Origin of the sequence: Pigmentibacter ruber (assembly GCF_009792895.1) — a bacterium.
Taxonomy (GTDB): domain Bacteria; phylum Bdellovibrionota_B; class Oligoflexia; order Silvanigrellales; family Silvanigrellaceae; genus Silvanigrella; species Silvanigrella rubra.
This window is the reverse complement of the sequence record NZ_WSSC01000001.1, coordinates 317,625-329,811: the sequence shown is the minus strand read 5'-3', so window position 1 is coordinate 329,811 and position 12,187 is coordinate 317,625. Positions and strand designations below refer to the sequence as shown.

General features: G+C 29.6%; 10 protein-coding genes. 4 read left to right on the top strand and 6 right to left on the bottom strand.

The features are described 5' to 3' along the window. Window positions 1-35: 35 nt before the first annotated feature. From GOY08_RS01435 to pilM, 4 genes are all read right to left on the bottom strand, one after another. Window positions 36-776: a M15 family metallopeptidase gene (locus tag GOY08_RS01435; protein WP_158996781.1), complete on the bottom strand. Its 741-nt coding sequence runs from the start codon at window positions 774-776 to the stop codon at window positions 36-38. A 93-nt stretch (window positions 777-869) separates the two neighbouring features. After that, complete coding sequence (gspN, locus tag GOY08_RS01430; protein ID WP_158996780.1) at window positions 870-1,808, bottom strand: type II secretion system protein GspN; 939 nt, start codon at window positions 1,806-1,808, stop codon at window positions 870-872. A gap of 23 nt (window positions 1,809-1,831) precedes the next feature. Beyond that, the gene (locus GOY08_RS01425; protein WP_158996779.1) at window positions 1,832-2,491 is read right to left on the bottom strand and encodes a hypothetical protein; all 660 of its coding nucleotides are present in this window, start codon (window positions 2,489-2,491) and stop codon (window positions 1,832-1,834) included. Between the two features lies 1 nt (window position 2,492). Next, window positions 2,493-4,223: a pilus assembly protein PilM gene (pilM, locus tag GOY08_RS01420; RefSeq protein WP_158996778.1), complete on the bottom strand. Its 1,731-nt coding sequence runs from the start codon at window positions 4,221-4,223 to the stop codon at window positions 2,493-2,495. 156 nt (window positions 4,224-4,379) lie between these two features. On the opposite strand from pilM, the gene GOY08_RS01415 reads away from it, so the two are divergent. Next, on the top strand, window positions 4,380-7,073 hold the full coding sequence (locus GOY08_RS01415) for a tetratricopeptide repeat protein (RefSeq protein WP_158996777.1): 2,694 nt from the start codon (window positions 4,380-4,382) through the stop codon (window positions 7,071-7,073). 85 nt (window positions 7,074-7,158) lie between these two features. After that, window positions 7,159-7,932, top strand: a complete 774-nt coding sequence (locus GOY08_RS01410) for an HAD family hydrolase (protein WP_158996776.1) — start codon at window positions 7,159-7,161, stop codon at window positions 7,930-7,932. 50 nt (window positions 7,933-7,982) lie between these two features. On the opposite strand, the gene GOY08_RS01405 is transcribed toward GOY08_RS01410, so the two are convergent. Further along, the gene (locus tag GOY08_RS01405) at window positions 7,983-8,471 is read right to left on the bottom strand and encodes an OmpA family protein (protein ID WP_158996775.1); all 489 of its coding nucleotides are present in this window, start codon (window positions 8,469-8,471) and stop codon (window positions 7,983-7,985) included. A 287-nt stretch (window positions 8,472-8,758) separates the two neighbouring features. On the opposite strand from GOY08_RS01405, the gene GOY08_RS01400 reads away from it, so the two are divergent. Continuing rightward, window positions 8,759-9,307: a 50S ribosomal protein L25 gene (locus tag GOY08_RS01400; RefSeq protein WP_158996774.1), complete on the top strand. Its 549-nt coding sequence runs from the start codon at window positions 8,759-8,761 to the stop codon at window positions 9,305-9,307. A gap of 7 nt (window positions 9,308-9,314) precedes the next feature. Then, entirely contained in the window at window positions 9,315-9,866 is a 552-nt protein-coding gene (gene pth, locus GOY08_RS01395; protein ID WP_158996773.1) for an aminoacyl-tRNA hydrolase, read from the top strand. A 196-nt stretch (window positions 9,867-10,062) separates the two neighbouring features. On the opposite strand, the gene GOY08_RS01390 is transcribed toward pth, so the two are convergent. Continuing rightward, window positions 10,063-12,072, bottom strand: a complete 2,010-nt coding sequence (locus GOY08_RS01390) for a YcaO-like family protein (RefSeq protein WP_158996772.1) — start codon at window positions 12,070-12,072, stop codon at window positions 10,063-10,065. Window positions 12,073-12,187: the final 115 nt, after the last annotated feature.

Here is a 12,187-nt window from a genome sequence, read left to right as displayed (position 1 = left end):
AAGTATTTTTTGCATTAGGGCATGAAGTAATTAAATTATTCCACTGAGAAGTCAAAATAAGTTTCAGGAAATGGCTCATTGCGTAATGTAAAATGCCACCATTCTTCTTTATAATTATTAAAACCACACGAATCCATAATATTTTTTAAATAAAAACGTTTTTCTTGTTGCTCTTTGGTAATAAGATTATTTTCATAATGTGAAGCAACATCAAATAAATCAAATGAAGATCCAAAATCTTCAGTTCCATCATTTAAGTAATACATTTTCATTCCATCAGAATATTTTCTTTCTTCAGGAACAATTTTACTTATTTTTTTATCATTTTTAATTAATGAAATATCTACAGTGCTACCACGTGAATGCCCTGATTTAGAAGCAACATAACCCAAATCAAATACCTTAGCTTTGTCTACTCTTGGATAAAACCAAGATTTTTTTTCTTGCTCTTTTAAATCCTTGCTCCATTTAATAAAGAAATTTACTGCGGTTTGAGGTCTATAAGCATCATAAACAACTATCGAATAATTATTATTATTAAACTTTTGTTGAGCACATTTTAATGCTACAGCTGCTTCTTTTGTCAAAATAACTTCAGCTTTTTTATATCCAGGTACTCTTTGATTTGTGAAATTATTTGTCGAAAAATATCTAAGATCACTTTTTATTGTAGGATCAATGTCTTTTAAATAAACAAACCCTTTTTCAAGCGCATTTGTTTGTAAATTTACAAAAAAAAGGTTAAATACTGTAAAAAAACATATTTTCTTTTTCATTCTCATCTCCTTAAAGTAAATACTAGATATCTTAATATTAAAAATAAGATATCTAGTATTTACTTTATAAAAATTAAAAAAGAAATAAAATTTTTATTGACAACTTAAGCTACTTGAATCACCTACAAGTCTAAGTTTCATAAGGCCGGCAATTATTACATTATTAGGACAATTCAATAGTTGAGGAATTAAAAAACCAAAATCTTTTTCAACTTGCCCACTCATTTTTAAGTTGAGTCCTAAATCTAAATGCCAAGGTAATTTAGGATCCGAAGGGGTTTCTACAAACCCATTTAAATCAAATTTAATATCCTCAGATTCAAATTTTGTGGTTGGACTAATTTGTATTTTTTTTCCATTCCAATCAAAATCAACATTTGCAGTTGTAAAGTTTTGTAAAGGTATATTAAGTGCTTCATTAGCTGTATTTAAATAAGATTCCTTTAAACTTAATTTTACAACAGCTCTTCCTTTTTCTTCATAAGTTATAGTACCAAAAAGCCTACCACCAATTTTTGTTTTTGCAATAATTGGAGTGATTAAAGCTAGTTCTGGCTTTTCATTTAATCTAATTACATTAAGTAATTGAGAAAAAATCGAGTCAAGTTTAAAATTTTTAGCTTGCATATCTAGATATTTTAAACTGGCTTCGCCAGATAGAGTAGAAAAAAGAGGAAGTACAACTTTTGCAATTATCGTACCATCTCTTTGTTCAATATTCATATTTAAGGTTATATTACCAATCAAAAGAGGTAACAGAGAAAGTCTAGCCGTGATATTTCTGATAACTAATTCGTCGTTATGATCTAGTTTGTTTTCTAATTCTAAACCTCTAATTTCTACTCCAGTGACCCAATATGGTTTTAAAGAAATCATAGAAAAAGTTAGTGGTATTTTTTGCGTATTTAATTGATTTTGAACTTGTATAACAATATTTTCTTTTAATAAAGAATAGGGAAAAGTATGATAAAGTATCACAATAAAAGCAAATAAACTAACAAAAATATAACTAATTATTTTTTTTTTATTCATATAAGTCAAAACACCTTAAAAAGTTATTTATTTTCTTTATCATTAGGAATTATAGCCTCAACGGTTAATAAAACTTCAAAATATAATTTAGCTTCAGTAATAGAAATTAATCTATATTTAGTAACTTTTAATTTATTTGGAAGCTGTTCAAGCCCATTAATAAACTCCATCATTTTTTTCAAACTAATATTTGATAATTTAAAATCAATGCTTTCTTTTTGGAAATTTTCAGCCAATGGATTTTGATTAGGAAATTTTGTTATTGTTGGTTTAGATGGAAAGCCAGAAACTTGAATTCCAAGATCTTTTGCCTTTTGATCTACAATAGATATCATATTTAAATTAGCATTAGCTGAAGAAATACCACTCGTTATCTCCTCATATTTAGTTTGAACAGATATATAAGCAGGTTTAATTTCTCTTAAAGCATTAGAATTTGTATATGCACTGGAAAGCTTTGATTGCAATGAATATAGTCCTAAAAAATAAAGACATATTAATCCAATAAAAAAGAAAATTGCTACCACTAATGTAGAAACAATAATAAAAGATCTTCTTTCATGATTTAAACGATAAAATTGTTCAATTAAGTAATCTAATCTGGTATTGTTTTCCCCAAATATTAATGTTTTCATTGTTTGAGAAAATTGATTTATGGATTCTGCATATTTTTTACTTGCCATTTTATCCTTCTCCAACATTCACAGCAGCAGAAACCGCAAAATGAATTATTTTTTTATCTGAACCAAGTTTATTGGATTGTGATTTTTTTGTAACTTGGGATAATTCTTTCATTTTAGATAGTTTATCAATAATTTTATTTAAATTCTCAGGACTATTCGTTTCTGCTTCAATATAGAGTTGATCATCTTGTATTCTAAATTCTGAGACTTCGAAATAAAGTTCTTTTGGAATTGCTCTTGATACCTGACTCATTACATTTAACGCTAATGATGGACTTGCAGAGGAATAATTTTCTACAATTTTTTCTTTGTCTTTCATATTTTGTTTTAAAAAATTAATAGCTTCATTACCATAGTTTTTAAAATCCCAATCTTTCTTACTAGAAATAGCTCTTAATGAATATGGTTCACCATTTGCCATAGAAATAACATCTTTTCGAAATTGAGCTTTTAGTGTATCAATTTCTTGATTATATAAAATGGAGCGGATAAAGTAGCTAATAAATAAACAGACAAGAACAATAGCAGCTGCACTTGCATATAAAAATATTTGTTTAATTAATTTATCATAATTACTAATCTGTGCAAATTCACCTTTTCTTAAATTTACTTTTGAAGCAATTCCAATAACAGGTAAACCGCGCATAGATATGGCTAAAGCTTGTGAAAAAGTAGCTAAACTATCTACTCCCCCATAGTCAGAATGCTCATCATCTTCAAACATAAAGTTTTCTTTTTTAATTCTTATATTAGAAACTGGTACTTTTAATATTATATGAAGGTAATCTTTTATTCCTTTTATTTTACTAGATCCTCCAGAAATAAATACTGTTTGAATTTGAATATTCTCTTTTACCTGAAATGATTGAATTGTTCTGAGAATCTCTATCCCCAATTCAGAAATTGCGTCAGCAAGTATTATAGACACCAAGTTTCGTTTACTATTTGCATCTTCGCTAGCAACTGTTTCCATAGAACTAACATAATGTTTAAGAATTTCTGCTTCTGGATATTCAATATTCAGCTTTTGTTTTAAAACCTGATTAAAGTAATCTCCAGCAATACTGATTATTCTGGTATAAAGAACTTTTTTATCAGCTAAAAATGTTAAAGTTGTTTTGCTATGTCCTATATTTATAATTAGACTTGCAGTTATATTAGTTTGTTGTTGGTTGGTATTATCATCTATATGTTCTGGCAATTCAGGATCTTTATCTAAAAAGCTAAGCATATTTAAATATGTTAAATTATCAATATCTAGTACTTTAACTCGAAGATGTTCTTTTTCAATAATTTCTAAAATGTCACGTATGACATCTTTTTTTACTAGAACTGCTAAAACAGATGATCTATTTTTTGTATAATCTATTATTTGATAATCTAGAATAGTTTCTTCAATAGCAAAAGGGCTACTACTTTCTAACTCATTTTCTAAAAAACCGACAATGTCTCGTTTACGAATATTTTGGAAATCTACTTTGCGTATCGAAACATTTTTGGCATCAATAGCAGCAAAAACAAGGTCAAATTCTATATTGTACTCTTTTATTAGCGCGTCAATTGCTTGTGTTTGAGCTTCTTTTTCACTAAGCCCTTCTTTATATTCAATTTTTTTTTCAATCAGCTGATGCACGAGATAATTTTTGTAATCATTAATTATTTTATAATCATTCCATATAATTACAGCCTTAATCGAGTAAGTCCCAATATCTAGGCCAAGAATCTTTTGCATTATTCTGGTATCTCCATAATAGATAACACTTTCAATAAGTTTCAAACTTTTGTCTGAATCTTTAAGTCAAATAACCCATCTTCCATAAAATAACCTTTAGCTCTCCATCAGAAACTCCGATTTCATATTAAGAGTCAAACCTTTGTTGGAGAAATTATGCAGGTTAGAGCAAAGAGCTCAAAAAATAACAAGCCCATAACAAAACAAAAGACTATCTCCCGCATGATTTTTTTAGCAAAATTACGCCGCAAAGCGTCATCTCATCATAATTCCGTTAACGCTTTAAAAAAAGTCAACAAATACATATTTGTCCAAGATTTTGAAAAAGCTGAAAATCTTCTCAAAAAATTGTCCCTTACTTACCCTAATGATTATGAAATTCTTTTCAGAAGAGTAGAAGTTTCATCCAAAAGGGACACCCTTTTGGAACTCTTACACGACTTAAAAAAATTGAGCAAAGATCATCCCAAATCTATGGCTATAGAATTTGCGATCTTATTAGGAAGTATAAGGATTTCTTCAAAAAATGAAATAGAAAAAGAAAAAAGACAATCTTTTAAAGTGCATTATGAGAATTTACAACGCGAAAACGAAATGTATGTGCAAACTAAAACACCTTTAGTAAACATTCTTTCAAATAAAAAAATACGCATTAATAGAAATCTAGACATTCCAGATGATTATATCCCAGAAGAAGAGGATGTTAATAAACAAATATTGTCTAATGATAATAAAGAATTGGATGCAAGTAAAAAGCAAATGAAAGAAGACTACTATCACAAAGCTTTAGAACTTAAGATGAATTATCCAGAAAACTATGCTGCTTGGTATCTTGCTGGTTGTGCTTTAGAGAGCGTAGGTAGAGTAACAGAAGCAATAGAACATTGGAAAAATGCTTTCAAGCTGAATGAGAATTCTATTTGTGTGTTGGCAACTCTAACAGAACTTCAGCAAATGGGTGCTTTATCAGATCAGCATGTAAATTTTGCTGAAAGATTTGAAGCCTTAGATAAAAACTTAGTACACGGACATTTTGAGACACATACAGCACTTTATCATGAATTTATCCAATTAAATGACCATAAAAATGCTATCAATGCTTTAAAAAGTCTCGCCGACTGGTTACAAAGACAATATAATGAAGTTCCTGTAGAGATTGAAATTTTATGTTTGTTAGGGGCTATGCAAGCCTATAAAATGGCAAATAATATTCCAGCTTCAGAGGCATGCCGAGCGGAAGTTGAAAATATAGTAATAGCTTGTAAAAAATCTCCTCGTGATATGAATCAAATTTATTTTATTGCTCAATTGTGTGATGAATATGGATTAAAGGCTGTTGCAAGAATTTGTTACTTTGCCGTCCTGATAACAAAAGACTCGCCTCCAGATCTAGTTATGCAAACTGCTTCTTTGTGCGTTAGCACTTCTCCTTCTGAAGGTTTAATGGAATGCTTAAAAGTTGCATACAAAAATTTAAATGGTAGCCCAGAAATAAGATTTTGTATTTTACTTTGTGGACTTAAAATTGCTAATATTGATATAAATAACTATATGGCATTAAAGAATAAAATAAGGGAAAGCATTGCAAGTGAAATTCCTAAAGAAGAAATTTTATTAAAGTTAGAAGAAATAAATAATATTTATCAATTTGACCCTGAAATTCATTACTATCTTGGAGAAATTTATTCAAGAATAGGTAACAATAAAGAAGCTAAAAAATACTTTCAATATATGTTTAACTCTGACTTTTATAACTCAGACGGAATATTAAGATATATATTTTTCTTACTAAAAATTAAGGATTATAATACTGCAAGAGAAATTGCTCAAGAAAGTTTACAAATTTCATCTTTAACTGAACAACAAACCAATGAAATGCACTGGAGTATTGCTGCTACTTTTTATTCTGAAGGTGAGTATCAAAATTCTTTTGATGAAATACAAAAGTCTTTATCAAGCGATCCATGGAATCATTCTTACTTAATTCTGTTACTTAGATCTTCCCTCAATCTAAGTAACAACGTTTTCATAAAAGAGAGTGATACAATAATTAAAAATCTTGAAGAGATAATTTTACAAACTGCTATTACCTTAAATCCTCAACGTGATCAATTAATTGAAAATATTATAAAATTTGGACTTGATTGTTTACAAAATAATTATTCTGAATACGCTTGGAATTTAGCAAAATGCGCTATATTAATTAGTGAAAAATTTTCAGAATCTCTATTACAATTTATTGCTAAAGCTGGAGCAAGCTATAATTCTCGAATTTCTGTGCAAGAGCTCCTAAACCTTAAACACAAAGGCAATAAAGAATTTAACTTTGGCTTACTTTCTGCATGTATAGCTCAAATTTACAGTCTCACTGGCAATTGGCCTCTTGTTGATGAATGGTTATTAATTGCAAAAAATAACCAAAGCCCTGCTGCAAAATTAACTAAACAAAAGTTATTTGAGTTAGAAGCTTTAAGTATAATAATGAAAGGAACTGACTACAAAAAAGCTCAAACATTATTAGAAGCCGCCATTGACTCATACGATAATATTCAAAAAGTGCCACTCGATACAAAAGTTTTACATGGTTACATTCTTGTGACACAAGGTCAGTTTTCAGCTGGTATTGAAAAAATGCAAAATAATATAAGTACAAACGCTTCTATCCAAAGTCTTTATTTTTTAATAAAAGGTTTAGAGCGCGCTGGACAACTAAACAATGCGACAAAAGAGTCCTTGTCACAAATTTTTCATATTTTCCCTACAAATACCTTTGAACAAAAAATGATTGAAGAAATATTCATTACTGTGGGGTCAAAAAATAATACCAGCCCTGTTGGATTAGCCTGCTAAACATTTGACTTAATGAAATTAAAAAGGAATATTCTAATCTTGTAGTGATTACTGGGTTAATTCATTTTCCGCAGGTAATTTTATAATGAAAAAAAAACAAGAACTTCCTAAAGTTCAAGAAAAATCTTCAGAGATTAAGAGGATCAGAAATAAAATTACAATTTCGGGTGATTGGTGGAACGACAAAACACATGTCTTATTAGATATGGATGGCACTTTAATTAATCAACCAGGAGCTTTATTTCATAATTTATTTGCTCTTGGAGTCCTTTTCAGAATGCGCAGTTTTGGTTCTATTTCACAGTTAATTAAAGCAGCCCAGAAGACGAAAGAAATTCTTTTGTCCTCACATTCTTTTGCTACAAATGAAGAAGCCTTTTTTGAAACTCTTGCTAGTGAATTAAATACAAGTAGACTAAAAATTGAGCGTTTCGTAAGCAAATTTTTTGACTCTGATTATCCATTTATTTGTTTATTTTTACATTCCGATCCCTTTGCTAGAAAATTAGTAGATTTATTACATACATCTAACAGACATATTACTTTAGCAACCAACGCAGTATTTGGTAGAAGAGAAATTGAGTTACGTTTAAAAGCAAGTGATTTATACTTACATGATTTTGACTTGGTAACATCTTGGGATGTAATGAAAACAACTAAACCACATACCAAATTTTTTAATGACACATTAAAAAAAATTGGAGCTATTCCTGAAAGAACGGTTATGATTGGCAACGATCCTTATTATGATCTTCCTGCACATACCTTAGGAATTCAAACGTTACTAGTTGGAAATAAATTAACATTAAAAGATATTGTAGAATCTTTAGAAGAAAATATAAAACAAAATAAAAAATAAAAAAAGCGGTAATAATCATTACCGCTTTTAATAAAATGAGATAAATTTAATTATTTCATTCTAACTACGTCATCACGACGATTTTTTGCCCAAGCTTCTTCTGATTGACCTTGCACAACTGGACGCTCTTTACCATAACTAATTGTCTCAATAGTATTTTGAACACCATTTGCAATTAAGAAATTTTTAAGAGTTTCAGCACGTCTTGCACCTAAAGACATATTGTATTCAGTTGAACCACGATCATCTGTGTTACCCTGAATTTGAATTTGGATATTAGGTGACGCTTTTAAAGCCTCAGCTATTTGCATAGCAGCTTCTTTTTGATCTCCACGAATATCAAACTTATTAAAATCAAAGTAAATTGTTTTAAAGTTGGATTCTGGATTTTCTGTTTTAACTTGTGCAGCAGGCTCAGCAGCAACTTCTACTGGCTTAGGCTTTTCAGCTGGTTCTGCTTTTTTAGTACTGTTACAGCCGACAGTAACAACAGCTAAAGAAAATGCAGCTGTAGCTAGGAAAATCTTGGATACTTTCATTGGAAACTCCACAGTTAACGTTAAACTAACGACCAAATAAACTCTTAGAAATGAAGTTATAAACGAAGAAACTAATAAAAATCAAACCATTTTTTCTTTAATTCAAACATAAAAAAAGTCAATAAAAGGGTTCAGTTTAAATTGTGACTAACTTAATTGTTCTTTGGCTTCGTTGCAATCTTTTTTTTCAAAGTCCAAAAACCTTCTATTGCTCTACTAGATTTTTTGATATATGGAATCTCCTTACCATAAATCCTATGGTATTGACCTTATTAGGAGTAATCCCTATGACAGCCGAAACTATCGTTATCCAAGCTACTAAGCGCGGAGATGCATCTAAAGGAACCGTTCGCAAGCAACGCCATAGCGGGCTTGTACCAGGAATCCTTTACAAAAAAGGCGTTTCAACTAAAATTGAAATTGCTACTTCCAATTTACCTAAAGGACACACTCGTTCTACTGTTCTAAAACTTGTTTTAGACGGAGTTGAAAAAACTGTTCTTATGCGTGAAGTTCAAGTTAACCCATTGAATGACAAACCAATTCACTTTGATTTTCAAGAAGTTGAAGCAAATGACAAGGTTCGCATTCACGTTCCGTTAAACTTCATTGGTTTAACACGTGAACAAGAAAAAGAAGGCGCTTTTAGCATTCGTACTCGGTACTTAGAAGTTAAGGCTCCATTAGCTAAACTTCCAAAAGTAATTGACGTTGATGTTAGTGGCTTAAAAGTAGAGCAATCTGTTCATTTACATGATCTTACTCTTGATAAAGAAGTATCTGTAAGAACAGGTAAAGGCCAAAACCTAGCTCTTGCATCTCTTGTTAAGATCTAATTAAACAGTGTTTATTTTAGTTGGCCTTGGCAATCCTGGCTATCAATATGAACAAACAAGACACAACATCGGCTTTCTGCTGCTAGATCAAATAGCGGCTGAAGCCGGTGTTTTTGTTTCACAGCAAAAATTTGGTTCGCTGACAGCCCGTGCAAACTGGCAAGGATATGATGTTTTCTTAATGAAACCGCAAGAATACATGAATGTTTCGGGCAATAATGTGCAACAAGCACTAGCCTTTTTTAAAGTTCCTCCACAAAATCTCATAGTTATATTTGATGATTTAGATCAGCCCCATGGAGCCGTAAAAACACGCTTTGGGGGTGGACATGGCGGCCATAACGGCATTAGAAGCATCTTAGAACGGACAGGTACAGATCAATTCCACAGAATTAAAGTTGGAATAGGGAAACCTGAGCATAAAAGCGCTGTATCCAATTGGGTGCTAAGTAAATTTTCAACCGATGAGTTCACAATTTTGGATAAAGAAAGCTTTCCGACAGCAAAAAATAGAATTGCTGACATAATGCGCCAAATAACAAAAAAATCTAGTAAGTAAACTTATTAAAAACTTGAATTAGTTTCGCATGCAATAAATATCTTAATAGCATAAGTAAAGAGTTGTAAAAATACTATTTAAATTTTATTTTTGTAACAATTTTATCAAAATTGATTTTATAATTTATTGAATTCATTTAGTAGAATTTTCATTTCTAATAGGGGAATAAATCAATTTACTAAGAAGAAAATAAAGCTTAACTATTTAAAATCTCAATACCTCTTTTATTTGGTGCAACAAGAAGCCCAGAAGTAACAAGATTAAATACCTCTAATTCTCTAACGATAGACCGAATACAAATTAGCTCTGTATTTGTATGATCAAAAAGTTTTTTTACATAAATATTCATATTTTTTTCTGAAAATATTTTTGCTATTTTTTTTAATACAATATCGATATTCATATCAAAAATTGACATTTCTCCAAAATTTTTAATTGTTAAATTTCTTAACAGTCTGTAATCAATAATATCATATAATCCTTTTTCAACTATTTCCTGATAATTTTCTTCCGCTGCTAATCGCATTTTTTCAATTTTAGCAACATGAATATCAATAGAATTCCATTTTTCAATAAACTTTCTTTTGTCTCTTAAGTAACTATGCCAAGTTTGAACTGTCTCTAAAATAGATCTTTCAACAGCATAATCAGCACTTGGCGAACATCCGTAACCTAATAAAGGTCTATTTGTTCCTTCTATTTTCTTACTAAAACAAGCTATAGCAGGAATATTAAAATCTGTAGTCATATCAATTAAAGTAAATGAATTTCCTACTTCGCTTTCGCAATCTGCTAAAATGGATTGTAAATTTTCAGGCAATGTTTCTTTATTAATTATTCTTAAATTACAAGAATTACTCTTACAAAATGTTTTTAAAAGCAAGAGAGAATGTGCGTCTCTTTCTATTAATTCATTGAGGGAGTGTAAAACAGCTTCATTATATGTTGAACCTGCTGCTGTTCCAGAGTTAGAATATGCGCCATCTAACTTAAAAAAGGGAAAATTACCTTTTTGCGCACGATCCCCTCCTGGAGTATCTAAAATGACACTAGGGACAATCAAATTTTCACTTGTATTAAATCCATTAAATATATCCCACAAAAGAGGTTCCTGAATTTCCTTACACTTTTCTACTATATTCTCAGGAAAACAATTCCAATTTTGCATAGCTTCTTGAATTGGAATAAAAACAGTTGTATCACAATTTACAAAAAATCCCTTACTAATTAAATGTTCAAAAGACTCGAACATTGCACTGGCAATACTTTGAATCTCATTTTTTCCTTTACCGTAACCATAAGAATTAAAACTTCTAGATTTTTCAATTAAGCATTCATACGAAATAATCTTTTCACCTAGAGAATTTAATTCTATTTGAAATTTATTATCTTTGAAAAATGTAAACAGATTTTCAACAGCTTTGCTCGGAGCTATTTCTCTTTCAGGTGTTTTTTCAGCAGAATTATTTTCATTAGTATCTGTAAAAAATATTTTAGGTAACACTTCTTCTCTTAAAGTATCAAACATTTTTTCTTTTCTTGTTACTGGGAAATCAGTAAAATAATAACTATTTTCATTCTTAGGAAGATAAAATGCAAGCAATGACGCTCTTGTTTTAGAAAAATCAAATGCACCCAAATCTCCGTGAATCAAATTACCATGCATTAACATGGTATCTCCTTTTCTTGGAAGAAAAATTTTTCTAATGCAAGATTTAAATTTATAATCTTTTAAATCTTCTTCGTAAGCTGATTCATAAAATCTATAATTATTTAAAACACTCATATTTGAATCAGATATTCTTTCAAAAAGAGATGGATAAGTTCTCAAATGCGACTTTGGATAGTAATACATAGGACTACTCAACGGGGTAACATCTTCTAGTGCTATCCAAATACTTACTAATTTATTTTTTGGATGACACGATATCTGCAAAGAATCATAAAAAGGAACTTGTTTATTAGCGCGAATATATAATTTTGAAGAAGCCAAAATCACATCATCATTTATATATTTTTCAACAATATTAATTAATTTACTAGAAGTTAATAATTCTCTAATTTCCGGTAACATCAAATCACCTTGATCCAAAGCCATTAAAGAAGCATATTTATTCTTGGTATGTTCTTTTATTTTAGTAACAATACTATCACATTCATCATTATTAAATAAGGACTTTTGAATAAGATATCCATTTTTCTTCATTTTAAATTACCTTAAAATTTATAATTTTAAAAAATAAATAAACAGCTTCTAAAAAATTAAAAAAATCTATCAAAGAAGTTGTAATTCAAAAAAACTAATGGTACAATACATTTGT